Source organism: Streptomyces sp. NBC_01244, from assembly GCF_035987325.1.
GTDB lineage: Bacteria > Actinomycetota > Actinomycetes > Streptomycetales > Streptomycetaceae > Streptomyces.
The window spans coordinates 7,679,136-7,705,367 of record NZ_CP108488.1 but is presented as its reverse complement, the minus strand read 5'-3'; the positions used below and the strand labels follow the sequence as shown (position 1 = coordinate 7,705,367).

The window sequence follows — 26,232 nt, the reverse complement described above, 5'->3', positions numbered from 1 at the left end:
TGCCGGCTGTGTCACGGCGCGCGGAAGGCCAGAACCACGTTATGGCCGCCGAAGCCGAAGGAGTTGCTCAGCGCCGTGCTCACGCGCTGATGTGCCGGCGTCTTGGTGACGAAGTTGAGGTCGAAGGCCGGGTCGGGGTCGTCGAGGTTGGCGGTAGCGGGGACCACGCCGTGTTGCAGGCTGAGAATCGTCAGGCAGGCCTCCACGGCTCCCGCGGCGGCCATGGCATGGCCGAGGACGCCTTTGGTGGAGTTGACGAGCGGGCCATGTGGCAGGACGGCCCTGATTGCTCGGGCTTCGACGGCGTCGTTGAGGAGCGTCGAGGTTCCGTGGGTGTTGACGTGGCCCACGTCGTACGGGGTGAGGCCTGCGTCGGCGAGCGCGTTGCGCAGAGCCTGTTCGGCTCCGCGGCCTTCGGGGTGACAGGCGATGGGGTGGTGGGCGTCGGTGGTGGACCCGAATCCGGCGAGCAGGGCTCGGGGCCGGTGGCCCCGGGCTGCGGCGTCGGTGGCGCGCTCCAGGATGAGTACGGCGGCTGCCTCGGCCATGACGAAGCCGTCGCGGGCCTGGTCGAAGGGGCGGGACGCGGCGGCGGGGTCGTCGCACCGCTTGGAGAGTGTGCCGAGTTGGGCGAGGCCCGTGGCGATCAACGGGGTGTTGCAGGATTCGGTGCCGCCTGCGATGACGATGTCGCACTGGCCGGAGGCTAGGAGGTCGCGGGCCAGTGCGATGGCGGTGGCGCCGGAGGCGCAGGCTGTGGCTGCCACCAGGCTGGGGCCCTGGGCCTGGAAGGCGATCGCGACCTCGCCGGCTGCGGTACTCGGCGCGATCATGGGGATCACCAGGGGGGATACGTGCCTGGGTCCCGCTTCGCGCATCAGCAGGTATTGGGTCTCCCAGATGTCGGTGCCGCTCAGTGCGCCGCCGATGACGACGCCCACGCGGGTTCCGTCCCAGGTGGTGTGATCGAGCCCTGCGTCCTGGAGCGCCTCCTTGGCCGCCATGAGGGCGAGTTGGGTGGCCCGGTTGAGCCGGTGGGCGGTCCGGCGCCCCAGTGCTGCCGGAATGTCCACAAAGGGGAGGGAGCAGCAGAAGTCGACGGGCAGGCCTGTGAGGTGGGGCGCGGTGGCCGCGGTGGGCTTGCCAGCGCGGACGCCCTTCCACGTGGTCTCCGTGTCGGTTCCGGCGGGGGTGAGCATGCCGATGCCCGTGACGGCGATGTCGGGGCGGCTCACCGTACGTCCCGCCGCGCTGCGTCCTTGGCACGGAGCCTGGCGGTCGGCGGCTCGTTCTGGAGGTGCCGCGCCTGTCCGGTGCGGGCTGAAGGGTCCACGGGTTCCTCACGGGGGTTCGCCCGTGGCGGGCGGGAGCCGCGGGCGGTGATCGGGGCACCCCGGGAAGCAGGGAGGCCGCAGCGAGTGCCGCCGGTATGAACGAGCCGTCGGGCCACTTGGTTACACGGCCGGCGCCTTCGGCCGTGGCGGGGCGTGACCGCCGTGGCTGTCCCGTAGTTACAGGGCTGTCCCTCGACAACAGCGGTGAAGGTGGAGAACCCATGTACGACAGGCTCGTGGCTCTGATGTTCCAGATGGGCATCGACACGTCCCAGGTGACACCGCAGAGCACCTTCCGTGCGCTGGAAATGGATTCGCTGTCCATGACGGAGGTGGCGGTAAGCGTGTTCAACGAGAGCGGTGTGATGGCTGAGAACCTGAGCTTGGACATGACGCTGGGCGAGGCCGTGGAGCAGTTCGCACTCGCGGGCGCGGCGCAGGCCTCGTAGATGGGGTCGGCGGATGCCGTCGAGGCGGCGCGGCTGGTTCTGGCGCTGCGAACGTGCGAGGACCAGGCCGCGGTGTACGCGCGTCTGGCGCAGCTGGGGCCGGTGCACGTGATGCCGTGGAAGGCCGTCGTGGTCAGCGACTACACGCTGTGCCGTCGGGTGCTTCTGGACCGACGGTGCGAGGTACTGGACGCGTCGTGGCGCGATCGTCTCACGCCGGGTTGGCGCGCCAATCCGTCCCTGGTCGCCTTCCACTCCTCGTTGCTGACGACGAACCCGCCCCGCCATGCCCCGTTGCGCGGCAGCCTCACGGCCGGACTGTCGCCGGGGCAGGTCACGGCGATGCGCCCGGCCGTGACGGCGGCCGTCGAGGGATGCCTGGACGACCTGGCGGGCGTCGTGGCCCGCGAGGGGGAGGCAGACCTCGTCTCCGTACTGTCGGAGAGGCTTCCCGGCGAGATGCTGTGCGCCTGGATGGGCCTGCCCGCCCATGATGCCCCGCACCTGATCCGCCTCGCCCGCCGCTGGTCCGTCGCGTGCGAACTTGGCCCCACACCCGCGCAGCTGGCGGATGCCGATCGCGCGTATGCCGGCTTGCGCGACTACCTTCTGCCGCACCTGCTGCACCGCTCCCACACGCCGGGTGAGGACGCCCTGTCGCAGTGGCTGGCGCCCGCGCCGGACGGCGGCGGACTCGATCCGGCTGAGGCTGTGACCCACGCGGCCCTGATGTTCCTGGGCGCGAAGGACCTGACGGCCCTCATCACGTCCGCGGCGCACACCCTGCTGACCGATGCCTCGCTGGCCGGCCGGCTGCGCGAGGATCCTGCGGCTGCGGTGACCACCGCCGAGGAACTCGCCCGGCAACGGCCGCCCATCGCGGTTCTGACCAGGGTCGCCACCGCGGGAATGCGCCTGGGTGACGTATCCGTGGAGGCCGGCCGCATCGTGCACACCCTTCTGCAGCCCGCGAACTGCGGCGGGCCGCCGGCGGGCACCGCTCTGGCGTTCGGCGCCGGCGCCCACTACTGCCCGGGAGCTTCCCTGACCCGGCTCTGTCTCCGGACGCTCCTGCCGCACCTCGCCCGCCGCGTCCCGGACTTGAGCCTGGCCGCCGCTCCGTCGACCGTCGAGGGGGTGGTCTTCCCTCGGCTGCGGAGTCTGCTCGTCGGCGCGGCCGCGGTGCGACAACGCCGGGTCGGGCGGGGGCAGGCCTCTGTCAGGGAGTTGGGGGTTGCTCCGAAGTGACCTCGGTCAGGCCTGTGATGTACGCGGAGAGCGACTCGACCGTGGGATGGCGGCGCAGGTCGGCGACAGGAATCGCCACGCCGTAGCGGCGTTCGAGTTCCGCTGTGATCAGCACCTCTTCCATCGACGTGACGCCCAGTGCGTCCAGCGGCACGGCGGGATCGATGTCCGCAGTGGCAACTTCCAGGAGCGCGGCCAGGTGGCCGGTGAGCCAGTCGGCGATCTCCGGGCAGGTCGCGGCCGTCGGGGCGGTCACAGGCTCTCCTGGGTGTCGGTCGGGGTGGGCAGGGTCGGCTGGTCTGCGAGGTAGCGGGCTCGGCAGTCACCGCGGCGGAGCTTTCCGCTGGTCGTGCGCGGCAGGCTGCCGCGCTTGGCGGCGATCACGGTACGGGGCCGGACGCCGTGGTGTTCGGCAACCGCTCGCTGGACGCGACGGCGCAGGGCGATGTCCTGGGCGGTGTTGGGGCCGGCGGTGAGCTCGACCATCACGATCAGCTGGTCGCCGTCGTCGCCGGGAACGGAGAAGGCCGCGACCCCGGCGGGTACGGCTTCGGGGATGGCGCGACGGACGGTGTCCTCGATGTCGGCCGCCGCGTGGTTGGCGCCGTGGATGATGATGACGTCCTTGGTCCGTCCGAGGACGAAGACTTCGCCGTCGTGGAGGAAGCCGACGTCGCCGGTGCGCAGCCAGCCCGGTTCGCTGCCCTCGGCGGTCTTGAGGGTGCGGCCGAAGAAGTGGGCGGTCGGCTGGGACTGGCGCCAGTAGCCGGCTGCCACATTGGGGCCCCGGACCCACAGTTCGCCGGTATAGCCGCCGGTCTGTTCGACGCCGGTCTCGGGGTCCGCGATGCGTACCTCCTGGCCGACGGGCCGTCCGCAGCCCACCACGACCGCCGTCGGCCAGTCCGTCGCCGCCTCGTCGGCGGGCAGGATACGGACGCGGCCCGCGGTGAGCTGGTGGCTGTCGAGGGTGAGCTCGGTCCACCTCTGGCCGACCCTGTTGCAAGCGACCAGTACGGTGGCCTCGGCCAGGCCGTAGCTGGGTTTGACCGTGTCCGGCGCCAGACCGGAGGCGGCGTAGGTGTCGGTGAAGCGGCGCAGAGTGTCGACGCGAACCGGCTCGGCTCCGTTGGTTAGGACACGGACGCTGCCGAGGTCCAGGCCGGTGGGGGCGGGGGCCTTCCGTACGCACAGGTCGTAGGCGAAGTTGGGTCCGCCGCTGAAGTGGGCGCGGTGTGCGTCGAGCAGCCTCAGCCAGCGCAGGGGGCGTTGGATGAATGCCAGCGGGGACATCAGGGCCAGGTGCGTGCCGGCGACCGCGGGTGCGAGGACACCGATGGACAGGCCCATGTCGTGGAAGAGGGGCAGCCAGCTCGCGATGGGGGTACCGGAGCTCAGACCGCAGCCCTCGATGACCTGGCGGGTACTGGTCATCAGGTTCGCGTGGGAGATGACGGCCCCGCGAGGGCTGCCGGTGGAACCGGAGGTGTACTGGAGGTAGGCGGGATCCTGTGGCGCGGGCGTGAGCCCGGACCATTGAGGTGCGCGGGACGGGTCGTTCTCCTCGACCACCCACACCGGCACCCGCCCCTCGGCGAGTTCCTGGCAGGCGGCCGTCTGGGGCCGTGTGGTGAGCAGACAGGCCGGCTGGGCGTCGGCGAGCATGCCCTCCAGCTGGCTCCTGCGCCGTGGGTCCTCGGGCGGGAACAACGGCACCGCGATCATCCGCGCGTACATGCAGGACAGCAAGGCGAGGCTGTACGCGGTGCTCTGGGGGCAGAGCACCGCCACTCTCGAGCCGCGTGGGAAGGATGCTTCCAGGGCGGCGGCCAGCGCTCGGACACGCAGGTCCACTTCGGCGAAGGTCAGCGTCTGCCATTCCCCGTCCGGGTCATGGCTGTAGTTGACGAAGCTGAGTGCCGGGTGGTCCGAACGGCTCACTGCGTGCCGTTGGAAGATGTCGGGCAGGCTCTGCCACTCACGAATCTCTGGGTCAGGCATTCCACACGTCCGGCCGTCATCGACTGTCACTGCCCGGCCAGGAACGACTGGGCGGTACAGCTCATCTCACGACGACGGCGCGTCGCCACAGGCAGGACGCTGTCTGTGGCATCCGGGTGATTCATTCCCCTGATCGAGTCGGATGGCTCGACGCACCACTGGTGTTACCGGTAAAGGGAACCTCTCCGTGTCGCGTCGACGGTGTACGCGGCCGCGCTCCCGTGCCGTGATCAGTGTCCTAACCGGACTGGCGATCGTTGGCCGCGATGAGGACACCGCCTGTTCCGCGCCCGACTTGGCCGCGGCACGCGCCGGCGCCGATCGACCGGAGGCTCGCAAATGCCAGGCAGGAGTGGAACGGAAATGACACAGCAGATCGGCCTGGGGGAAAACAGCGGTGTCCAAGTGTCGGAACGACGCACGGAACCAGTCGACAACATTAGGGAGTTCACCAGCATCCAGGACCGGGGAATGCTGGAGTGGGCGCGACGGCGCCCGGATGACGGCGTCGTGATCGGAGTGGCGCTGCGCCTACGCGGAGCCCAGCCGACTCCCGAGCGTCTCGCCGACCTCGTCACGACGCGCCTGCCCTGGCTGCCCGCGCTTGCCGAATGTCTGCGCGGTCCCGACCGCGAGGAGTGCTGGCATCCGGACGGCGGCTTCCAGGCCGCACGCCACGTGTACCGGCTCGAAGCGCAGGGTGATCGGCGTCCGCTTCTGGAAGTGATCACCAACCAGCCCGTGTGGGAGGACCAGCCCCGTTGGGGGCTGTGGCTGATGGACGGCGAACGCCCTGACGAGTACTGGCTGGCCTACCGGGTGCACCACGCCGCGCAGGACGGCGCCGCGGCCGCCCATACCGTCCGGCGCCTCTTCGACGCCCGCACCCCCGTCCCGGCTTCCCCCGAACGGGACCGTGGAGTCGGCGGACACTGGGCGGCCGCCCCCGATCCGGTCGATGGGCGGCTGCTGGCCACTGCCGAGGTGAGCGCTGAGGCCGTGCGTGCCGTCTCCCGGGCTTCGGGCGCTTCCCTCAACGACGTCTACCTCACCGCGCTGACCGGAGCCCTGCGTGCCTGGCTGCCCGCTCCCGACCGCGGCCTGCCCGTGCCTGTGCGGGTCCCGTTCAATGTCCGTCTGCGCGGTGAGCGGGCGGATCGCGGCAACCGGTTCGGGTACGCGCGGCTGCTGCTGCCCGTGGAGGAGCCTTCCGCCGCAAAGCGGCTGGCTGCCATCGTCGAGCAGACGCGGCTGTGGCCCAGGGACCGCAACCGCCGGCTCCTGGACGCGCTGCCCGACGCGATGCTCCTCCCGCACATCGCCACGTTCCTCAGTCCGCAGGACGCTCTCGCGACCGTCACCATGCTGCAGATCCCAGGCCCTCTGGCCCTGGACGGCTCCCCCGTGACCGGTGGCGTCGCGCTGCCCCCGCTCGTCAGCGGCTACCTGTTCTCCAGCGTGCTGTTCCTCCACGGCACCCGCGCCACGGTCTCGTTCACCGCCGAGAAGGGGCACGAGCACGTACGTGACCTACCGCGCCTGTGGGTACGCGAACTGACTGCTCTCGCCCACGCCACGCCCGCATGACCTGGCCAGCCGCCCGAACACCATCGACCAGCCCCTTTCGCTATGAGGCACCTGTGAATCGCTCGCGCCCCACCGTCCTGCTCACCGGCTCCACCGGCGTGATCGGGTCCGCTCTGCTGCCCTCTCTCGCCGCCCGCTACGAGGTCCTCGCCCTCGTGCACCGTCGTCGGCCCGAGGGGGTCGCGTGCGTAGAGGGCGACCTCACTATGGACGGACTCGGGCTGAGCGAGTCCGAGTGGAGCGAACTGGCCGGGCGCATCGACAGCATCGTCCACTGCGGCGCTCTCACCGACTTCTCGGCACCTGACCTGCGAGCCTTCGCCGACATCAACGTCGAAGGGACCCGCCGAATCCTCCAGCTCGCCCAAGACGCCGACGTCCCTGTGGTCCTGCTCTCCTCGGCCTCGGCCGTCATGGACGTCACCGAAGACGATCTGGCCGCCCGCAACCTGCGTGCCTACGGCCGGTCCAAGCGGCGTGCCGAGGAACTCGCGATCGACAGCGGCCTGCCCGTCGCCATGGTGCGCACCGCTCTCATCTTCGCCGAGCGCACCGCGGTCGCGCCGCCCGTCCGGCAGTTCCCCCACACGCTCTTCGACATCCTGCTGCGCGGGCGCACGGGAGGACTGCCCGTCCAACCCGACCACTGGTGCGACATCGTCCCCATGGAAACCCTCGTCGCCTACCTCACCGCGCTGACCGAGGTCCAACTCCGCGGTGACGCCGCCCTCACGTCCGGAGTTCACTGGGTCACCGCCGGGCCGGCCCGCCTCACGGCAGCCGACGTGGCCGACGCCTGCACCAAAGTCCTCACGGCCGCGGGCCGACCACCCAAGGAGCCTCTCCTGTCGCCGCCTGCCGTGGCGCGCACACGAAGCCACGGGCTGGCCCGCCTGGCCCAGCTCGGATTCCAACCGCCCGAGCGGGCACCCCTACCCTGCGACCTCGTACGTCTCCTCCCGGCCCAGCTGAACCGCGACGCGGTACTGGAGGCCCTTGAACACAACGTCCGGCTATGCGCGGACGCCTTCCCGCGCGGGTGATCACGAGGCGCGGGCCGCTTCCCCGCGGAGCGGCCGTCGTTACCGGGGGCATGAAGATTCTCGGTTCGAAGAAGCGCGTGGCGGTGCTCGCCCTCGCCATCGGGGCCACCCTGGCCGCCACCGCCGTCCAAGCGGGGGCCGTCAAGGCGGAACTCCCCTTGCAGGGAAGCGGCACCGTCTGCCTGACTCAGGAAGCGGCCCGCGCCCTGGACGCCCAGCACGTGACGATCTCGGCCACGGGAGCGGCCACCGGCAGCGGGAACTGTGTCACCTTCCCCGGCTCGGGCACCCTCTCCCCCGACCTCACCGGGGGAGAGCTCCCACTCCAGGGCGGTATGCGCTTCGCCCGCGGAGGGTCACACCTCGACATGACGCACCTGGTCATTCACATCCGCCTGGGCAAAGGCCACACCAGCGCGGACATCGCCCAGAACGGAGCGCCAGGCAAGAACACCACGGTCTTCCTGTTCCCCGTCTCCCTCAGCAAGGTTTCCTTCACCCCCGCCACCGTGGACACCAAGGACATTCCCCTGACCCTCACGAGCGAGGGCGCAACGGCCTTCGCCGACACCTTCGGTGTGGCACCGCTGCCGGCGGACGCCCCACTGCTCGCCTTCGACGGACAGGCCAAGATCACCAGCCCGTTCGAGGGTCTACCGAAGCCCTGAGCGCAGAAGAGATTGACTCGGAGCACGGCGCAGCAGCGTATCCGTGGGCGGGCTCCTCACCCCGAGGTGCCCGCCGGGGTTCGGTGGTCTCGGCTTGGAGGCACCGCCCATCGGGACCCCCGCTTGGCCTTCGACCGTGCTCAGGGAGAACTCGTGACTCCTACTCTTGGCCACCTCTGACGACAGCTGACCGTAAATGCACTGTCGCTGCCCGTTGCCCTCCGTAGACGATCACCACGTGAAGCATGCCGGCTAGCCGGAAGCAGCACACGTGTCCTTAAGGCAGACAGCCAACGTCGTGGTGCGCGGATAACGGCGTTGTCGACTCCTCGCCTTCGACTCAGGTGGAGGAGTGCTCCCGTGGCGGATGTGCGCCCAGGCAGACAGCAGGCCATCGTGCTGGGTGCGGGCTTCGCCGGGTTGGTCGCGGCTCGCGTGCTGGCCGACCACTTTGATCGTGTCGTGGTGATCGAGCGCGACGACTTGACTGGCGAAGGCGCGCGGCGCGGGGTGCCACAGAGCCATCACCCCCACGCCTTCCTGGCTCGCGGCCATGAGATCCTCCAGCAGCTCTTCCCGGGTCTTGCCCCGGAGCTCCTCGCGCTCGGGGCCTGTGACGCGGAGATGCTGAGCGAAGTCCGGTACGTCTTCCAGGGACATCCGATCAAACAGGTCCCCATCGGCCTGCACGTCACTCTCGCTTCCCGACCCTTCATCGAGGCGCAGATGCGCCGCCGCGTGGGGGAGCTGGCGAACGTGGAAGTACGTGAGCGGTGGGAGCTGACCGGGATCACCGCTGAGGGGTCGCGGGTGACCGGGGCACGGATCGTTTCCCTGAACACGGGGGTGAGCGAGACACTCAGCGGCGACTTGGTGGTGGACTGCCTGGGTCGCAGCGGGCGTAGCAGTGCATGGCTTGAGGAGCTGGGATTTGCCCGGCCCGGCGAGGAGCGGGTGCGCAGCGGTCTGACGTATGCAAGTGGGCGGGTGCGTTTGGCAGGTGGTGCGCCTTCGGGGGACCGGACGGTGATCGTGACGGCGGTGGCGGGGCGGGCGCGGGGGCTGGTTCTGATTGAGCAGGAGCGCGGGGAGTGGATGCTCTCGGTGCACGGCTACGGGCCCGGGAACGTTCCGCCTTCGGATGAGGCGGGGTTCATGGAGTTCGCGCGGGACCTTGCGCCCGCGGATGTCCGGCAGGCGCTTGAGGGTGCGCAGTTGCTGGGCGGGGTGGAGTTGTTCAAGGTTCCGCACAGTACGCGGCGCCGCTTCGACAAGCTGCGCCGCCTGCCGGGAGGGCTCGTCGCGCTCGGGGACTCGCTGTGCAGTTTCAATCCTGTCTACGGGGCGGGTATGACGTCGGCGGCCATGCAGGCGATCACCTTGGGTGAGTGTCTTGTGGCGACGCGGTCGCGGTCGCAGGCGCTGCCCCGCGCCTACTTCCGGGCGGCCTCCCGGGTGGTCAGCCAGCCCTGGTGGTTCGCGCTCCTGGCCGACTTCCTACTGCCGGAGGTCGACGGTAAGCGGCCGTTCGGGATGTCGGTAATCCGTCGGCATCTGACCAGGACGCTGGCTGCCGCCGAACGCGACGGTGAGCTGGCCGGGGATCTGTTTCGCACCATCGGGATGGTCGCGCCGATCACCCGGCTGGTGTCGCCCCGCTCCCTGCTGCGTATCTATCGCCGCCGGTGAGCGCCGGATCCGTGGGCTGCTACCGGACGAGGCCCGCGCACCGCCCGTGACGGACGGGCACCAGGCCTTGCGGCCACCGAATGGTCACGGAAAGTGGCAGGCCGAGCGCCTGCCGGCTGTTGTCACTCAACCAGTTACTGCGAAGACCACAGGGAGTTGCCGTGCAGGACAAGCGCAGGCCCACGCCGTATTCGTCGAGCGTCTCGATCGGCCAGTTCTATGACCAGATGGGGGCGTTCTTCGCGACGCTGTTCGGGGAGAACATCCACTTCGGACTCTTCGACCGGGACGATGCGTTGTCGATGGCGCAGGCGCAGAGCCGCCTGACCGACCGTCTGCTGGACCTACTACAGCTGGAGGAAGACAACTACCTGCTCGATGTGGGGTGCGGTACGGGGCATCCCGCGATACAACTCGCCGAGCGTACGAAGGCCACGGCCCTGGGCGTGAGCGTCAGCCCCTCGCAGGTGGAGGCCGCCATCGCGAAGGTTCAGAACGCGGGCCTGTCATCGAGACTGGCGTTCGCCGTGGCCGATGCCATGGACCTGCCGTACGAGGCGGGGACCTTTGACGCGGCCTGGGCGGTGGAGATGCTCTTCCACGTACCCGACCGACTTCAGGTGCTGCGCGAGATGGGGCGCGTCGTCAAGCCGGGCGGGCGCCTGGTACTCAGTGACTTCGTCGAAGTGCAGCCCGTCACGGACCAGGAGTGGGATCTCCTCGCGCAGGGGTTCGCGTTCTCCTCCCTGCTGCACCCGGACCGCTACGGCGAGGTGGTGGCCCAGGCCGGGCTCGAGGTGGTGCAGGTTCTGGACGTCACCGCCCAGACGCGGCAGAACATGCGGTGGATCGAGGAGCGGTACGCGGCTGACAAGGAGCGTCTTGCCGGGGTCTACGGTGCCGATTTCGCGGCCCAGATGGACCGACTGCTGCCGGTCGGGATGTCCATCTACACCGAAAAGCTCGGCTACGTAATCGTCGAAGCCCGCCGGCCCGCGTAGGGGTCGACCCCGGCGGCAGCGGCGGCACCGGAGGGCGCCCGTGGGCCCGGTTCGACGTGTTGGTTCCGGTCCCGGGTGACAGATCCGCCCAGGCCCGGCACAGAGCCCTGCTGACGGTGGGGCGTGGGGACGGCCCGGCTCGGTCCGGCGCCGGGGAGGCGGGGACAGTGACGGTGTCGATACCCGAGTACAAGAGATTTCCGTCGGCTGCCGAGCCGGGGCTTGTCCGGCGTGCCGTTCAGCGGGCATCGGCTTACCTGCAACGGTCCATGGAACAGGAGGAAGCACCCTCAGCGCTGCTCGCATTGGACCCCGGTTTTGGGGAGATCCTGCCAACGGCCGCGGCGCGCAGGGTACTTCGCGATCGCTTCGGACAGGACCCCGGCTTCGACCTGGGCGCCGAAGCCTTCTCAGCCATGCTCACCTTGACGTTGTTCCCTCCGTCGTGGGGCCGGCCCGCGTCCGCACTGGTCCGCCAGGTCGAGGCAGCCCGATGGGAGTCCAGGTACCGCTTCTTCACTGATGCCAACAGCTTCCCCGCGGACACCGACTGCACCGGCCTTGCCCTCAGCGCCCTCCACGAGCACGGCCGGCTCTCGTCTGCGGACCTGAAAGTGAGCGTGCACGACCTCCTGCGCTCTGCGGCCGAGTGCTCGCTCCCCCGCAGGGACAGCCGGGCCGACGATGCTCTCCATCCCGGCGTCCCCATGGTCTATTGGGAGGACGGACGCGAACCCCGCACGCTCAACCGCGGCCGCAAACACGACGCGGTCGCCTGCGCCAACGCCCTGTACGCCATCCATCTGGCCGACCCCCAGACCCTCACCGGCGCACAAACGGTCATCAGCGCCTCGATGCGCTACCTCACCGACCACCTCACCTCCCGCCGCTACCTCGACGGCACCCGCTACTACCCCTCCCCCGACGCCTTCCTCTACGCCGCATCACGCCTGTGCGCACGCTTCCCCTCCAGCACTCACGCACTGACCGGCCACCTGCGGCGGGCCTGGCAGGAGCGCGAGGAGTACGCCGACACGCAGGCCGCCCCTGAATCGGGGCCCGGAATGCCGTTGGACCTGGCGTTGCGGATGCTGACCGCCGGCAACCTCGCCCTCACCACCGGACAGGACCAGCGGCGACGGCTCCTCGCACGGGCACAGCGGCCGGACGGATCCTGGGCCGCCTGTCCCTACTACCGCATGGGCCGCTTCCCCGTGTTCTTCGGCTCCTCCTACCTCACCACCCTCTTCTGTCTCCGAGCACTCACCACGCCGGAGAGCGCCACCGTCACCAGACCACGCCAGGCCCAATGGAACGGGGACCGCTGATGCTGCTATGGGATTCCCCTCCTGCATCCGCTTCCAGCGAGGTGTCCGTCGCGCCCGGCGGCACCGGCCGCATTCCGTAAGGGGTGCGGGCCCGAGCGTCAAGGCCGGGTCGGTGTCTGGGCAACGACGGATGTGTTCGTCCCCGAGGCGAACCGGCCGGTGGTGGACAGCCAGTGCAGCGTCGCGGACATGAACTGCTCCACCAGAGCCACGTAACGTCTCAGCTCTTTCCCCCGGTCCGCCGGCAGAGGCGTGGTCCGCAGGGCTTGTGCCAACGAGGCGAAGTCCCGTCGACGCTGGTCGATCATGGCCCGGGCCCGGACACGCGCCACGGCCGCGGAACAGCAGCTCTCCCGGGCGATGACCGCCACGAGGTTGTCCTGGCCCGCCAGCTCATCGTCCGCGCCCGAGGCCAGATCGTTGGCCCACCCCGCGATGTCGGCCAGCGCCCACCGAAGATCCCGCACCCGCAGATCCACCCGTGGATCCTCCACCATAAGCGCGTGGCCGGTGCGCTCCAGGACAGTCAGCATGGGCACAAGGGTGATCGTGCGACGGCGCAGCCGCACATAACCCGCCACCGACAAGGCGGCGGCCCCCACCTGTCGCAGGGCGACCTCCTGCTCCGTGGCATCAAGGAAGTCCGTGTACTCCCGGGCGAAGCGCTCCCTCCACCGGTCCGGCATCCCCAACGCGGTCCGCTCCCACAGCCCAGCCAGCACCGACACATGAGGCGACATCACCCTGGCAGACGGGGCGGCACCGGGCTGGAGTACCTGCCGCAGTGGCGTTGCGAATGCCTCCAACGACGGTGGGGAATGAGCCAGTCCACTGCGATCGATAAAGTCGTCCACCCAGCAGATGAACACCGCCCACTGCACCGTGAGCAGCACATCCGCCTCGGCCCCATGCGGCAGAGCGCCACCGGCCAGCACGTCCAGGCGCATCGCGGCCAGCCGACGCTCCCCCGGCTCATCCGCCACCAGGCCATGTGCCCGAGCCCACTCCAGCACCTGCCCGAAGTCAAGGCTCCCAGGGCCTGATCTACCGTCACCCATAATTCGATCTTGTCAGAGCCCGCCCGCGACGGTAACGGCGTAAAAGAGTCAGGATCCACCAACACAAGCGCGCCAGCGCCCCGTCAAGCGCAGCCAACTCTCGCCGTTCAAAGCGACGCCCTGAATGCTTCCCCAGCAGCCTGCAGCCAGCCCCGCCCCGCCGGGAAGAACCCCCGACCCGGCGCCCGAACCAGTAGGACGCGCACATCACCTCCACCACGCGTGCGGCTCGGCATGCCCTTCACTGGCCGGCCCCACGGCTGCGCCCGATGAACGACCCGCCGCCCGCAGCCATCATCGTGCCCATCATCCCCTTGAAAGCGCCGTCGAACAGGGTCCTGTTGTTGGCGGAGAACGTCAGCGTCTTGCCCTTGTTGACGTGAGCGGACAGCCCGTATGCGTGTCCTGCCCTTCACTCGGAGTGCTTCCCGCAGCCTGTTCCGGGAACGACTCCTCGTGTCTGCTCGTAGCGTTCCTCGTGATCGCTGCCCGCCGTCCTGCGGGCGGCCTGTGCATTGAGGAATCCCGCACATGAGCACTGTGGTGACACGCCAGAAGTTCAGCACCCTGTTCGACTGGTTCGACCAGGACGGCGACGGGCAGCTGACTCAGGGCGATCTGAAGGCCACCGCGCTTGTCTTCTCGCGGGCGGCGGCCGAAGACGACCACGACAACGTCAAGGCCATCCACGACGCGTTCGAGCAGTGGTGGCAGCTGCTGCTCCAGCACGGTGACACCGACGGGGACGGGCGGGTCTCCCGGGAGGAGTTCATCACCGTGATGGAGGTCAACGTCACCACCCCCGAACACTTCGAGAGCGCCGTCATGGCAATCGCCGACGCGGTCATGAACGCCCTGGACACCAACGGCGACGGAGTGCTGAGCCAGGAGGAGTACGTGCGCCTCTACGACACCCTCGGCGTGCCGGGGGAGCTGTCGGCGCAGGCATTCACCCGGGTGGACCTGGACGGGGACGGGGTGATCAGCTTCGAGGAGTACAGGGCGGCAATCGTCGAGTTCTACCTGAGCGCCGACCCCCAGGCCGCCGGCAACTACCTCCTCGGACCCGTCCCCGCCTCGGCCTGACCGGCTTGAGCCTCCGAGGAAGGCGACGGCCGCCAAGCGCCCCGTGACGCCGCTCCTAGGCCTCTGTGCCGCTGCCCTCACCGCGGGCTTGGGCCAGGCCGCTGCGCGACCTGGCTGCTGGCAGGACTCGAGGAGGACGGGCAGGAGTAGGCGGCCCTAGTCGCGGAGCAAAAGAGCCTCAGGTCCGGTGCCGGTCAGGACGAGGGAGTCCTGGAACAGATTCAGCTCGATGGTCTGCGACCTGGCTTGAGCACTGGCGGGGCGGCCCGCGTATTCGGCAAGGACTGTGCCCGAGCCGTCGACGACGGTGATGAGGGAGGGGACGACGTTTCCGCCGGTGACGACGAGCTGCGGAACGGTGCCGATGTAGCGGATGCTGAGGGTGCCGACGTCCTCCGCGGCAACCTCGGCCGCCGGGACCTGGGTCAGACCAATCTCACTGTCGGGCTCGATCTCGGTCACTGGGATGCCGCTCAGCTCGGGCTGGGTGGCGCTGCCCCCGGTTCCGGGGATCGCCCCAAGGTCGGTGACTTCCGGCTGGGGCGTGGTGTCGGACATTTCGTCTCCTTGCTGGTCGGCGAGCTGCCTTCCCGCACTGAGCGTTGCAGCTCTGGCTGAACCAACCAGCAGATCCGGAGGGGAACGGCCGAAAACGGGTGGTGACGCAAAAGAGCTGGCGTGTGCGCGGCCGGAACTCTGGCGTGACACCCGGGCTCTGGGCCTCGGGTCGGTCAGCGCAACGACCGAACAGCCCGAAGGGCAGCTCGGTTCAGCCACCTGCGGGAACACCCTTTACCGCCACCAGCTTTGGATAGCTTCCCACCATGTATATGCAGATAGATCCCTTAAGGCCTGGGAGAGGCCCCGGCCGGGCGATCGCGGCCAAGACCGTCGACCTCAAGGGCGAGGACTGGAACCTGATCTCACTCGCCGAGCTCCTCCAGCCCCGCCTCGCCGCTCCCCTGAGTAACCTGTTGTGAGCGACGTTGGACGGCCCCCGACCTGCGGTGCTCCTCTTGGCGAGACAGTGTCCGCTGGGGGGAATCTGGGGGGAATGAGGCCTCGTGGGGGGGCGGCTGGGGGGAATCGGCTGCATATGCAGGCAGCAGGGTGAAAGACTCCGAAAGGTCGATCGCTGCAGGTCAGACCGCCTGCCTAGGCAATTTCCGCAGGTCAGCGGTGTGTGGGTGACGACTTCAAGAAGATCTCCTCGTGGGCCGCCATCCTGTTTGCACCCACACTCGTAGGAACCATCTACGGCATGAACTTTGAGTCCATGCCTGAGTTGGGCTGGGCCTTCGGATACCCCCTTGCGATCTGCCTCATGGGGATGGTCTGCGTCAGTTTGTACGTAATTTTCAAGCGGCGGGACTGGCTCTAACCCCTCGCATGACGCTCAGCCATCCTTCGCACTTCGCTTTCGCATCTCTCTCAGATCGGCCCAGAAGCGGCCGTGGGGGGTTTCTGGGGGGAATCGACTGTCAGCCTGCGCCTCGTGTCCGCCGCAACGGACGTCCGGATTCGTTGCCGAAGAGGAAGCCTCCCGAGTGCTGGGCGGCGATGGCTGCGGCCGGGGAACTGCTGGCGGCCGAGGACGGCCCGGACTAGGCAGAGGCGACGGCAGAACCGACAACATTGCCGGTCGCCGGCGACCGCCGTCGACGCTCGTACGGGTTGAACGGGTCCAGGCCTGGTTGGCAACACGGTCCTGTGACGGAGACAACCAGGGCCGGCCCATCGGTGCGGGCGTGACCGGCGGCCGACGGTGAGCGGTGGTCCGAGACCCCACCCGTTTGCCGTAACCCGCCGGGCTGCGGGGCCGGTCGCGCCGTACGTTCGCTCCAGGGGGCCGTGGCGAGCGAGGAGAAATCCGTGGGCGAGCAACCGAATGTCCTGGTGCTGTGGGGCGATGACATCGGCATCACCAACCTGAGCTGCTACAGCGACGGCCTGATGGGGTACCGGACGCCGAACATCGACCGGATCGCCGAGGAGGGCATGCGGTTCACCGACTACTACGCCGAGCAGTCGTGCACGGCGGGCCGCTCCTCCTTCATCACCGGACAGAGCCCGTTCCGGACGGGGCTGTCCAAGGTGGGCATGCCGGGGGCCTCCATGGGCATGCGCTCCGAGGACCCGACCCTCTCCCGGGTACTGAAGTCGTCCGGCTACGCCACCGGGCAGTTCGGCAAGAACCACCTGGGCGACCGGGACGAGCACCTGCCGACCATGCACGGCTTCGACGAGTTCTTCGGGAACCTGTACCACCTCAACGCCGAGGAGGAGCCCGAGGAGCGCGACTACCCGACCCCGGAGGAGTTCCCGGACTTCCGTGAGAGGTACGGGCCGCGCGGCGTGCTGCACAGTTGGGCCGATGGCAAGGGCGGCCAGCGGATCGAGAACACCGGGCCGCTGACCCGCGAGCGCATGAAGACCTGCGACGACGAGTTCGCGGACGCGGCACAGGACTTCATCCGTCGCCAGCACGGCGCGGACAAGCCGTTCTTCCTCTGGTTCAACACCACGCACATGCACTTCCGCACACACGTCAAGGAAGAGATCCTGGGACAGGCCGGGCGCTGGCAGTCCGAGTACCACGACGCGATGATCGACCACGACCGGGTGATGGGCTCGATGCTCGACCTGCTCGACGAGCTCGGTATCGCGGACAACACGATCGTGGTCTACGGGACGGACAACGGCCCGCACGCCAACACCTGGCCCGACGCGGCCACCACCCCGTTCCGCAGCGAGAAGAACACCAACTGGGAGGGAGCCTTCCGCGTCCCCGCCCTGGTCCGCTGGCCCGGGAAGATCAAGGCGGGCACGGTCTCCAACGAGATCGTCTCCGGACTCGACTGGCTGCCCACCTTCGCCGCGGCGGCCGGCGAGCCGAAGATCGCGGAGAAGCTGAAGGCCGGCTGCACGCTGGACGGACGCGAGTACAAAGTCCACCTCGACGGGTACAACCTGCTCCCCTACCTGACGGGGCAGGAGGAAAGCGGCCCGCGCAAGAGCTTCTTCTACTTCTCCGACGACGGTGAGCTGACCGCGCTGCGCTACGACAACTGGAAGCTGGTGTTCATGGAGCAGCGCGCCCCGGGCACACTGCAGGTCTGGGCCGACCCGTTCACCGTCCTGCGCGTCCCCAAGATCTTCAACCTGCGCACGGACCCCTTCGAAAGGGCCGACGCCACCTCGAACACGTACTTCGACTGGATGATCAGTCACGCGTTCCTACTGGTGCCCGCACAGCGGGTCGTCGGCGAGTTCCTGGAGACCTTCAAGGAGTTCCCGCCCCGGCAGAAGGCGGCGAGCTTCAGCATCGACCAGGTCTTCGCCAACCTGACCGCGGGCATCACCAGTGCCTGAAGCGTCCACCGTCCCACTCGCGGAGGTGCGGTTTTCCGGACCGGAAGGTCCGGAAAACCGCACCTCCGTCGTCCCCCCGGGGATGACGGCCCTCACCGGCGGCCGCTTCCGCATGGGCTCCGACCGGCACTACCCGGAGGAGGCACCCGCCCGCGAGGTGAGCGTGGGCGCGTTCGCCATCGACCGGTTCCAGGTGACCAACACGCAGTACGCGGAGTTCGTCGCCGCCGCGGACTACGTCACCGTGGCGGAGCGCCCCCTGCGCACCGCCGATCACCCCGGAGTGCCGGCCGCGAGGCTGGCCGCGGGCTCGCTGGTGTTCCGGCCGACGCATGGACCGGTCGACCTGCGCGACCTCAGCCAGTGGTGGGCGTGGACCCCGGGTGCGAGCTGGCGGCGGCCGGAAGGGCCCGGCAGCGGGTTGCGGGGCCGCAAGCAACTGCCGGTCGTCCACATCGCGTACGAGGACGCCGAGGCGTACGCCGCCTGGCGGGGACAGCGGCTGCCCACCGAGGCCGAATGGGAGTACGCGGCGCGCGGTGGACTGGACGGCGCGGACTACACCTGGGGAGACGAACCCCTCCCTGAGGGACGACGGCTCGCGCACTGGTGGCAGGGCGACTTCCCCTGGCGCAGCACCCGCCCCGGAGGCGTCTACGGGCCCGCCCAGGTCGGGAGCTACCCCGCCAACGCCCATGGCGTCCACGACATGGCGGGCAACGTCTGGGAGTGGACGGCCGATTGGTACGCCGCACCCGAGGGAGCCACGGCTCCGTCGTGCTGTGGCCCGAGCGAGCCCCGGGGCGGTACGGAACAGGCGAGTGTCGACCCCTCCCAGCCCGGCAGGCCGGTGCCGCGCAAGGTCGTCAAGGGCGGATCCTGGCTCTGCGCCGACGAGTACTGCCGTCGGTACCGGCCCGCCGCCCGCAGACCCCAGCCGGTGGACACCGGCATGAGCCACATCGGATTCCGCTGCGCGGCCGACCTCACCTGAGGCCGAGGCCGGGGGCCGAGCCCGGGTCCGACCCTGAGGCGGGGACGAACCTGAGGCCGAATCGCGTCCACCGCCTCCCGGGACGGATCACCGCCCCGGGAGGCGGACGCTCGCCCAGACCGTTTTCCCCTCCGCCGTGTGGCGGACGCCCCAACTGTCCGTGAGGTTCGCACAGATGTAGAGTCCCCGGCCGCCCTCGTCGCCCTCCCGGGCGTGCCTCAGGTACGGGGCCGTGAGTGAGGCATCCGTGACCTCGCAGGTCAGCAGGTGCGGCTCCCGGATCAGCCGCACGGCGATCGGCGCGGCTCCGTAGCGGATGGCGTTGGTGACCAGTTCGCTGACGACCAGCTCCACCGTGAACGGGTCGACCGGTGTTCCCCACCGCTCCAGGCAGCGGGCGGCCTTGCGACGGGCATCGGACACGGCCGCCGGGACCGCCGACTGATCCCACGCGGACACCTGCTCGTCGGGAAGGCGCCGGGTCCGGGCCACCAGAAGCACGTCGTCGGGATCGAGGAGCATCTGCAAGGAGTCCGCCATGTCCTCGGGGCGCTGCTCCGGATGCGACAGCGCCTGCGTCAGCCGCTCCACGGGAAGGCCGGGCGCTCCGGCCCCGCGCGAGGCGAGGCACACCGTACTGCCCGCCGGGAGGGTGTACGCGGCGCTCGGAAACGGCGGCCCGTCGGCGCCGAGGAACGGTCCGACCGGAACGGGCGCCGGTTCCACGGAACCGTCCGGACGCACCGTCACGACGAGGCAGTTCCCCGCCCGGGCGATGTCCAGCCGCCCACTCACCGGGTCGTGCACCGCGATCACGCAGCCGGCGGCGGGTTCCGCGACGTCAGCAAGCCCGCGCTGTTCGCGTACGAGCCGACGCGCGGTCACATGCAGTCGGGCCAGCAGTTCGTGCGGCTCCAGATCCAAGGCGGCCAGCGTGTGCACGGCCGTCCGCAGTTGGCTCATCGTGGCCACCGCGTTCGCTCCGGACTGCTCCACCCGCCCCGCCACCAGGGCCACGCGCGCGGAGGACAGCGCGATGGTGTCGCACCACGAACCGGCTCCGCTGCCTTCCGGACGGTGCCGTTGGCAGACCTCCGCCGCGCTGTGCGTCGTCTCCGGCTGCCGGCGCGGCCAGCTCTGCAGAGCGGTCATGACGATGTGCTCGCGCGAGTGCCGCAGGGCGTTCTCCAGGCACAGCGCCGTGCGGGCGGCGACACTCGCGGCCAGCGGGAGATCCTCGGAGACGAACGGGTCGGTGCCGGGCGGCCGGTGGAACGCGACGGCGCCGAGCACTCTGCCTCGTACGGTCAGGGACGCCACGAGGGCCTCGGATGACGGGGCGCCCTCCGGGGAGGTGCGCAGCACCGTCGGCTCGCCCGGCAGGTGCTCGCCGAAGAGCCCGGGCAGCAGTACGGAGCCGACGCCCGGAAGGTGGGCAGCCCCGTCCTGCCCACCCGTGGCAGCGCAGCGCAGGACCGGCGCCGTCGTCCGCACCGACAGGTCCGGATCCGCACCGCGCAGCACGTCGTCCGTCAGTGCGACCACCACCGAGTGCGCGAATTCCGGCACCGTCACCTCGACCAGGTCCTTCGCGGTGCGCAGCACGTCGAGACTCCGGCCCACGCGCTCCCGCGCGGCGTGCAACAGGCGCAGGCGTCCTTCGGCCCGTTCCCGTTCCGTGACGTCGACCGCAGTGGTGACCACACCGATCGGCCGGCCCCCGCGATCCGTCAGCCGGAACGTGGAGGTCGAGAAAACGTGTTCCCGGCCGGGATCGGACGGCGGCCGTCCCCGGACGAGGACGTCTCGCCTCGGGATCCCCGTGGACAGCACGTCGCGCAGGGCGTCCTCGTCCAGGTCGGCCGCGAACGGCGCGTACGCCTCGGACACGGGCATGCCGACGACCTGGTCCTGTGTGACGCCCCGCATCCCGGCGGCCACGGTGTTCACGCGTACGACGCACAGGTCCGGGTCCAGGACGTGCAGCCCGACCGCCGATTGGGTGAAGACGGCATCCAGTACGGCCTCGTCCAGCCCGTGCAGGGGAATGTCATCCGCATCGGACGGCTGGGGGGAGGACATGTCCACCTCGCCTTCCCGGATGCGGGGATGTTCCGTTTCGGATCCTCGCACGGCGGCCGGGGACCCGCATCCCGCCGGGGCGGCTACGGGCCCCGTGCCGGACCGACGCCGAATGGCGGTGTCCACGACAGTGGATTTAGCTGAAGCCCTGGATCCGAAAGTGGGAGAGGCGAGGGCGCGCCATGAGTCAGGCCGATGACGTCGGGAACGGAGCGCTGTCCGAGGGCGAGAGAGCCGAGCTGTCCGAACTGCGTCGCCGCGTGGGCACGCTGGAAGCCCAAGGACCCAAACCCGGGAAGCACCGCGCGCGTTCGTTCCTCGCCGTGGTGCTGATCACGATCGCGGCGATCCTGGCTCCGCTGAGTGTGGTCGCCGTCTGGACGAGCGACATCGTCGGGGACACCGACCGCTATGTGGCCACCGTCCAGCCCCTCGCCTCCGATCCCGACGTACAGGCCGGCGTGACGAACCGGGTCGCCAACGCGGTCATGGAGCACGTGGACGTGCCGCTCCTGCTGGAGCAGGTGGCCCCCGACGACCGCCCCCGGCTCGAAGCCCTGCTCGGCAGGCTCGACGGCCCCCTGACGAGCGGACTACGAGGGCTGGTCGAATCGGTGACGTCGAAGTTCGTGGCGAGCGACGCCTTCGCCACGCTCTGGACGGAACTCAACCGCCGGGCCCACCAGACCGTGGACAAGGCGCTGACCGGCAGCGGGGGCGGCGCGGTCGAGCTGAAGGGGGACACGGTCACGATCGATCTCGCCCCCGTTGTGGAGCAGGTCAAACAACGGCTCGTCGACAGCGGACTGACGGTCGCCTCGAAGATCCCCGAGGTGCACACCGACTTCACGGTCATGACCTCCGACCAGATCGGCAAGGCCAGGACCGGCTTCCGGCTCCTGCAACTCATGGGCGCCTGGCTGCCGGTCATCACGGTCGTCCTCGCCGCCGGCGGCGTACTGCTCGCCGCACGCCGACGCCGGGCCCTGGTCACCGCCGCGCTGGCCGTAGCGGTCGCCGTCGGCCTCCTGGGCATCGGGCTGCACGTTTTCCGTACGTTCTACCTGGACGCCCTGCCCGCGTCGGTCAGTCCCGCGGCGGCGGGCTCGGTCTACGACGCGCTCGTCCGCTTCCTGCGCACCAGCGTCCGTACGGTCGTCACGCTGGGCGTGATCGTGGCCGTGGGCGCCTGGCTCAGCGGCTCCGGCGGGCGAGCCGTCAGGGCGCGGCGGATGTGGCGCTCCGGGATCGGCGCCGTGAGGGGAGCCTCGGGCTTGTCGACCGGCCCGGTCGGTAGCTGGGTCCACCGCCGCAAGACCCGGCTGAACTGGGGCGTGGTGGTACTTGCCGCCGTGGTCTTCGCGGTATGGGACCACCCGACCGGCATGGTCACCGTCTGGCTGGCCCTCGCCGCGCTCGCGGCGCTGGCCGTCGTCGAGTTCCTCGCATCGGACGGTGCTGTGTCCCGGAGGGGGGAGCCGGCTGAGGCTGCGGATTCCGGAAGCCGGCTGTAGGTGGGGGAGCTCTTGGGGACCCTGTCCCGTGCTCTTTGCCCCGCCGTTTCCCCGTTCCGTTCAGGGAGCGTCGGGGTAGACCCGGGCCCAGTCCTCCCTGACACTGACGGTCAGCCACGCCTGCCGCTCAGCCTCGGCCAGGGCCCGCTCGGCGCCGGCGTCGTAGGGGATGTCGTCCCGGGTTCCGTCGTCGTGGTGGATGAGGAGGGCCAGGCCGTGGGGCGCCGAGGCGGCGTAGGTGAGCATTTCGATGTCCCCGTTGGAGTTTCCGCAGGCGAGCACCGGATGGCGGCCCAATCGGCTCCAGATCTGCACCGGTTTCTCCGGGCCGTCGTCCAGCACGCGGATGGCGTCGCCGTATACGACGGTCCGCTGGGTGTCGGACCAGCTCGCATCGGCCGTGGACCCGATGACCTGCTCGGGCCGAACGCCATACACCTCGGCTGCGATGACCCGCATGAAGTCACGCCCGCCGCCGGAGACGATCACGGTGGCGAATTCTCTGTCCCTCAGGTAGGCCAGAAGTTCCAGCATCGGCTGGTACGCGCACGCCGGATAGGGACGCCGCAGGACCGGATGGCGGGTGGTACGGAAGAATTCCCGCATCATCATGGCCACCGCGTCGGTGTCCAGGCCCCGCTGCGTGGCGATCACCGCCTCGGCGAGGACGGGCAACCGGGTGTCGTCCCCTGCGTAGTGGTCCGCGACCACCGAGGCGATCCACGCCGGATCGCCTGCGAGCACGGAAGCGTACGGTTCACGGTCCGCCAATGCGGGATCGGCCTGCGCCATCTGCCGCCACCGCTCGGTGAGGTAGTGCAGTTGTACGGGCATCGGCCTCTCCGGCCAGAGCGTGCCGTCGTTGTCGAAGACGGCGACCCGGTCGGGAGGCTCCAGGAAGTGCTCCCCGGCGGTCGTCACGGCCTCGACGAAGCGCAGCAGAGCCGTGCGGGTCTCTCCGTCACGCCAGGACGGGAGCACTGGATGACTCATCAGTGGATCCTCGGGTCGTGTAGTAGGGGGCAAGGCCAACAGAGCGGGGAGGCGGGCAGCTCCCCTCACCGTGCCCCAGCCCTCCCCCGCCCACGGGCAGCGACGCGCTCGGGCGGCGGGATGCCGCCGGACGGTCTAAAGCGGCGTGCCTCTGGCCCGGCGAGATCCCGAGGTGCTGACCAGGGCGCAGTCCCGCACCCTGTATGAGGGAAGGATCTGCACCATGTCGACTTCTGGAGGAACGCCGATGAGTGTGAGCGGCACACCTCTCGACACTGGCACGCCGCGCCCTTCCTGATGGGGGATGGGGAGTCCGGCAACCGTCGCGTGGACGGGCCGGACGCGGCGGACGCGACGGACAAGGACGTCGCGGCGCAAGACCACACGGCGGACGCTTCCGGTCGGAGTGCTGCCCTTCGGTCGTCTTGGTGGCGCGCAAAGTCCCGTGACGTGACGGTGACCGCACGGCGGCTGCAGCGCGGTGCCGAAGTCCGCTTCCCCGTGATCACGCATCTGACCGCTCGGATGCTTTCGGTGAACATCCTGGACGCCGCCACCCGGCTGGCAGCCCAGTGTTTCCTGACCGCGATCCCGCTCCTCTTCGTGTTCGGTTCCTTCGCACCACAGGGCGTGCAGAACCAGCTCCTCAGTTCCGTGCGCGCCGTCTTCGGGCTCGAGGGTGCCGCGAACGACCAACTGGAGCAGGTGTACCAGTCGGGCACCGAGTCCTTGCAGGAGGCCACCGGTGTCGTCGGGTCCTTGATGGTGGTGCTTTCCGCCACGGCGGTGAGCCGTGCGATGCAGCGGTTGTGCAGGCGTGCGTGGGCGATTCCCAAAGGGGGAATGAAAGTCGCCCCGTGGCGTTGGTTCGTCTGGATTGTCGTATGGCTGGCTGTCCTGGTGGTGCAGGCTCCGCTGCGTGACGGTTTCGGTACCGGGCTGTGGTTGGGTGTTCCCCTCACGTTGCTGTGCCAGACAGCCTTGTGGTGGTGGAGCCAGCACCTGCTACTGGGAGGCGCCGTCCGCTGGCCTCCGCTGCTGCCCGGTGCCGTGCTCACGGCGTTCGCGGTCACCGCACTGTCCGTCGGGGCCCAGTTCTACATGCCGGCGGCGCTCAACCGAACGCTGGCCGAATACGGGTCGCTGGGCCTGGTCTTCACCTTTCTGTCGTGGCTGATCGTGGTCTGCGCGGCGGTCGCTGTCAGCATCACCGTGGGTGCCGTTCTCGCGCAGGAAACGCACCTGGCCCACCGCCTGGGGAGCCCGCCCGCACGGCTGGGCGAATGAAGCCGGGCAGGGAGGGCGTTCGAAACCCAGCCTCCCCTGGGGCGGGCCGGCTGGTTGCCGGGGCAAGGCGGGCCGGGTTCATCAGCCGTCATTCGGATCCGGCCGCACGGCACGCGGCGTCGCGCATCGGTGAAGAGAGCGCACACACATGACACTCGACCTGATCCTCATCGGCCTGGCCATCACGCTCATTCCCTTTCCGGGCATGGCCCTGATCCTGCTGCTGTCCCCGGCGGTGGCGTACGGAAGGGGCTCGCCTTCATCCTGGGGTGGCTCGCGTGCCTGGTGCTGGTGATCTCCTGCGTTCTGCTGTTCACCGGCGGATCACCGCCCAAGGCGCACACCGCTCCCTCGACCGCCGCCCTCGCCGTCAAGCTGGCCATCGGAGTCGGTCTGATCGTCTACGGCACGCACAAGAAGCGAAGGGTGAGCCGTCCCAGGGAAGACCCGGCCTGGCTGGGGAGAGTGCGTCACACCTCGGGGTGGTCGGCGGCCGGCATGGCCGTCCTGCTCCAGCCGTGGGGCCTGGTCGCGGCGGGGTGCGCGATCGTGATGAACGCCGACCTGTCCCACACGGTCACCTGGCTGACGCTGATGCTCTACTGCCTGCTGGCCACCTCCAGTCTTCTGGCGATGGAGTCGTACGCGAAGTTCCGGCCCGCTCGCGCCGAGGCCCGGCTCCAGGCCCTGCTCCACGCGATCACGAGCCACCAGGACCAGGCCGTCGTCGTCCTGTCGCTGGCGGTGGGTTTCTGGCTGGCGGGCAGGAGCCTCTACGAACTCACCTGACAGCGGTGGTCCACGGTCGCAGGACCGCAAACGGGCGCGCGGGTGCTCGCTGCCGAGGGCCCTGAGGGTATGCAGACGCAAGCCATGCGAGGCTCACGGTGCACGTTCCTCCGGCGCGGATGAGGACCGACGCCGTTCCAGCCCGAGCCGTACCGCCCCCACCATGACCTTCGCGATCAGGCCTACCAGGATGAGGTCGGCCACCATTTGGAGCGACGCCGGCACCCGAGCCGTCTGCGAGACCGGCACGATGTCGCAGAAGCCGACGGTGGCGAAGACGGTCAGCGTGAAGTACAGGGCGTCGGTCCTGCTGAGCGGTTCCGAAAAGGAGCGGGCTCCTTGCTCTCGTGCGTACAGAAAGTATGTGGCCGCGAACAGCAGCAGAAAGATCGGGATGGCAGTGGTCAGCACTTCGATCGCACGCAAATGGCGGTGCGGCGAACGGATGACGCTGACCGCTTGCAGGGCGAGCAGTGCGCCGATTCCCAACAGGCCCAGGACGAGCACCGTGACGGTGCGCTGGTCGAGACCGCGGTCGAAGGGGAGCAGGAAGTACCCGATGGTGGTGGCTGCCACCACGACCGTTGAACGCCGGAGTGGCAGGAGCAGGCGCATGTGGTGCGGGTGAAGCCACCGGCCCCGGTCACTTCGCTGCGGCGTGCTCATGAGGGCCGCGGCTCCTTCTCGCTTCCATGCCGACGCTGTCTCC

Annotated in this window: 24 protein-coding genes and 1 pseudogene; 17 read left to right on the top strand and 8 right to left on the bottom strand. The window is 69.6% G+C overall.

The window, feature by feature from the left end; genetic code table 11:
• Nucleotides 1–11: 11 nt before the first annotated feature.
• Complete coding sequence (locus OG247_RS34250; RefSeq protein WP_327255839.1) at nt 12–1,235, bottom strand: beta-ketoacyl-[acyl-carrier-protein] synthase family protein; 1,224 nt, start codon at nt 1,233–1,235, stop codon at nt 12–14.
• A gap of 320 nt (nt 1,236–1,555) precedes the next feature.
• Between OG247_RS34250 and OG247_RS34245 the strand changes: the two genes are divergently transcribed.
• Both OG247_RS34245 and OG247_RS34240 read left to right on the top strand, forming a co-directional pair.
• Nucleotides 1,556–1,783: a phosphopantetheine-binding protein gene (locus OG247_RS34245; RefSeq protein WP_327255838.1), complete on the top strand. Its 228-nt coding sequence runs from the start codon at nt 1,556–1,558 to the stop codon at nt 1,781–1,783.
• Nucleotides 1,784–3,031, top strand: coding sequence for a cytochrome P450 (locus OG247_RS34240; protein ID WP_327255837.1), 1,248 nt, complete (start codon nt 1,784–1,786; stop codon nt 3,029–3,031). It abuts the gene before it with no gap.
• Here the strand turns inward: OG247_RS34240 and OG247_RS34235 are convergent.
• Both OG247_RS34235 and OG247_RS34230 read right to left on the bottom strand, forming a co-directional pair.
• Nucleotides 3,003–3,287, bottom strand: coding sequence for an acyl carrier protein (locus OG247_RS34235; protein WP_327255836.1), 285 nt, complete (start codon nt 3,285–3,287; stop codon nt 3,003–3,005). The two genes, OG247_RS34240 and OG247_RS34235, sit on opposite strands and share 29 nt — an antisense overlap.
• Nucleotides 3,284–5,032, bottom strand: a complete 1,749-nt coding sequence (locus OG247_RS34230; protein ID WP_327255835.1) for a fatty acyl-AMP ligase — start codon at nt 5,030–5,032, stop codon at nt 3,284–3,286. The genes OG247_RS34235 and OG247_RS34230 overlap by 4 nt, the downstream gene beginning before the upstream one ends.
• Before the next feature lie 363 nt (nt 5,033–5,395).
• Between OG247_RS34230 and OG247_RS34225 the strand changes: the two genes are divergently transcribed.
• The 6 genes from OG247_RS34225 to OG247_RS34200 all read left to right on the top strand — a co-directional run bounded on the left by OG247_RS34225 (nt 5,396) and on the right by OG247_RS34200 (nt 12,348).
• Entirely contained in the window at nt 5,396–6,619 is a 1,224-nt protein-coding gene (locus OG247_RS34225) for a wax ester/triacylglycerol synthase domain-containing protein (RefSeq protein ID WP_327255834.1), read from the top strand.
• 53 nt (nt 6,620–6,672) lie between these two features.
• On the top strand, nt 6,673–7,662 hold the full coding sequence (locus tag OG247_RS34220; protein WP_327255833.1) for an SDR family oxidoreductase: 990 nt from the start codon (nt 6,673–6,675) through the stop codon (nt 7,660–7,662).
• Nucleotides 7,663–7,712: 50 nt separating this feature from the next.
• The gene (locus tag OG247_RS34215) at nt 7,713–8,330 is read left to right on the top strand and encodes an HtaA domain-containing protein (protein WP_327255832.1); all 618 of its coding nucleotides are present in this window, start codon (nt 7,713–7,715) and stop codon (nt 8,328–8,330) included.
• 360 nt (nt 8,331–8,690) lie between these two features.
• The gene (locus OG247_RS34210; RefSeq protein WP_327255831.1) at nt 8,691–10,019 is read left to right on the top strand and encodes an FAD-dependent oxidoreductase; all 1,329 of its coding nucleotides are present in this window, start codon (nt 8,691–8,693) and stop codon (nt 10,017–10,019) included.
• A gap of 161 nt (nt 10,020–10,180) precedes the next feature.
• Nucleotides 10,181–11,020, top strand: a complete 840-nt coding sequence (locus tag OG247_RS34205; protein WP_327255830.1) for a methyltransferase domain-containing protein — start codon at nt 10,181–10,183, stop codon at nt 11,018–11,020.
• Between the two features lie 416 nt (nt 11,021–11,436).
• Nucleotides 11,437–12,348, top strand: coding sequence for a hypothetical protein (locus OG247_RS34200; RefSeq protein ID WP_327255829.1), 912 nt, complete (start codon nt 11,437–11,439; stop codon nt 12,346–12,348).
• Nucleotides 12,349–12,446: 98 nt separating this feature from the next.
• Here the strand turns inward: OG247_RS34200 and OG247_RS34195 are convergent, their stop codons facing one another.
• On the bottom strand, nt 12,447–13,295 hold the full coding sequence (locus tag OG247_RS34195; protein WP_327255828.1) for a terpene synthase family protein: 849 nt from the start codon (nt 13,293–13,295) through the stop codon (nt 12,447–12,449).
• 642 nt (nt 13,296–13,937) lie between these two features.
• Here OG247_RS34195 and OG247_RS34190 point away from each other — a divergent pair.
• The gene (locus OG247_RS34190; protein ID WP_327255827.1) at nt 13,938–14,492 is read left to right on the top strand and encodes an EF-hand domain-containing protein; all 555 of its coding nucleotides are present in this window, start codon (nt 13,938–13,940) and stop codon (nt 14,490–14,492) included.
• Between the two features lie 156 nt (nt 14,493–14,648).
• Here the strand turns inward: OG247_RS34190 and OG247_RS34185 are convergent, their stop codons facing one another.
• Nucleotides 14,649–15,050, bottom strand: coding sequence for a hypothetical protein (locus OG247_RS34185; protein ID WP_327255826.1), 402 nt, complete (start codon nt 15,048–15,050; stop codon nt 14,649–14,651).
• A gap of 266 nt (nt 15,051–15,316) precedes the next feature.
• Between OG247_RS34185 and OG247_RS34180 the strand changes: the two genes are divergently transcribed.
• From OG247_RS34180 to OG247_RS34165, 4 genes and pseudogenes are all read left to right on the top strand, one after another.
• The gene (locus OG247_RS34180; RefSeq protein ID WP_327255825.1) at nt 15,317–15,472 is read left to right on the top strand and encodes a hypothetical protein; all 156 of its coding nucleotides are present in this window, start codon (nt 15,317–15,319) and stop codon (nt 15,470–15,472) included.
• A 209-nt stretch (nt 15,473–15,681) separates the two neighbouring features.
• Nucleotides 15,682–15,873: pseudogene (locus OG247_RS34175) on the top strand (CorA family divalent cation transporter); the annotation flags it as partial.
• Nucleotides 15,874–16,364: 491 nt separating this feature from the next.
• Entirely contained in the window at nt 16,365–17,864 is a 1,500-nt protein-coding gene (locus OG247_RS34170; RefSeq protein ID WP_327255824.1) for an arylsulfatase, read from the top strand.
• An 82-nt stretch (nt 17,865–17,946) separates the two neighbouring features.
• Nucleotides 17,947–18,858, top strand: coding sequence for a formylglycine-generating enzyme family protein (locus OG247_RS34165; protein ID WP_327255823.1), 912 nt, complete (start codon nt 17,947–17,949; stop codon nt 18,856–18,858).
• Between the two features lie 87 nt (nt 18,859–18,945).
• Here OG247_RS34165 and OG247_RS34160 read toward each other — a convergent pair whose 3' ends face one another.
• Complete coding sequence (locus OG247_RS34160) at nt 18,946–20,940, bottom strand: SpoIIE family protein phosphatase (protein ID WP_327255822.1); 1,995 nt, start codon at nt 20,938–20,940, stop codon at nt 18,946–18,948.
• 182 nt (nt 20,941–21,122) lie between these two features.
• Here OG247_RS34160 and OG247_RS34155 point away from each other — a divergent pair, with 182 nt between their 5' ends.
• On the top strand, nt 21,123–22,454 hold the full coding sequence (locus tag OG247_RS34155; RefSeq protein WP_327255821.1) for a hypothetical protein: 1,332 nt from the start codon (nt 21,123–21,125) through the stop codon (nt 22,452–22,454).
• A 60-nt stretch (nt 22,455–22,514) separates the two neighbouring features.
• On the opposite strand, the gene OG247_RS34150 is transcribed toward OG247_RS34155, so the two are convergent.
• A complete protein-coding gene (locus OG247_RS34150) occupies nt 22,515–23,447 on the bottom strand; it encodes an HAD family hydrolase (RefSeq protein WP_327255820.1) in 933 nt (310 codons plus the stop codon).
• A gap of 450 nt (nt 23,448–23,897) precedes the next feature.
• Here OG247_RS34150 and OG247_RS34145 point away from each other — a divergent pair, with 450 nt between their 5' ends.
• The 3 genes from OG247_RS34145 (at nt 23,898) to OG247_RS34135 (ending at nt 25,523) form a co-directional block, all read left to right on the top strand.
• Nucleotides 23,898–24,734, top strand: coding sequence for a YhjD/YihY/BrkB family envelope integrity protein (locus OG247_RS34145; RefSeq protein WP_327255819.1), 837 nt, complete (start codon nt 23,898–23,900; stop codon nt 24,732–24,734).
• A gap of 148 nt (nt 24,735–24,882) precedes the next feature.
• Nucleotides 24,883–25,029, top strand: a complete 147-nt coding sequence (locus tag OG247_RS34140) for a hypothetical protein (RefSeq protein WP_327255818.1) — start codon at nt 24,883–24,885, stop codon at nt 25,027–25,029.
• The gene (locus tag OG247_RS34135; RefSeq protein ID WP_327255817.1) at nt 25,026–25,523 is read left to right on the top strand and encodes a GAP family protein; all 498 of its coding nucleotides are present in this window, start codon (nt 25,026–25,028) and stop codon (nt 25,521–25,523) included. The genes OG247_RS34140 and OG247_RS34135 overlap by 4 nt, the downstream gene beginning before the upstream one ends.
• Nucleotides 25,524–25,616: 93 nt before the next feature.
• On the opposite strand, the gene OG247_RS34130 is transcribed toward OG247_RS34135, so the two are convergent.
• Nucleotides 25,617–26,189 carry a potassium channel family protein gene (locus tag OG247_RS34130; RefSeq protein WP_327255816.1) on the bottom strand — a complete coding sequence of 191 codons (573 nt, stop codon included), beginning with the start codon at nt 26,187–26,189 and terminating at the stop codon, nt 25,617–25,619.
• Nucleotides 26,190–26,232: the final 43 nt, after the last annotated feature.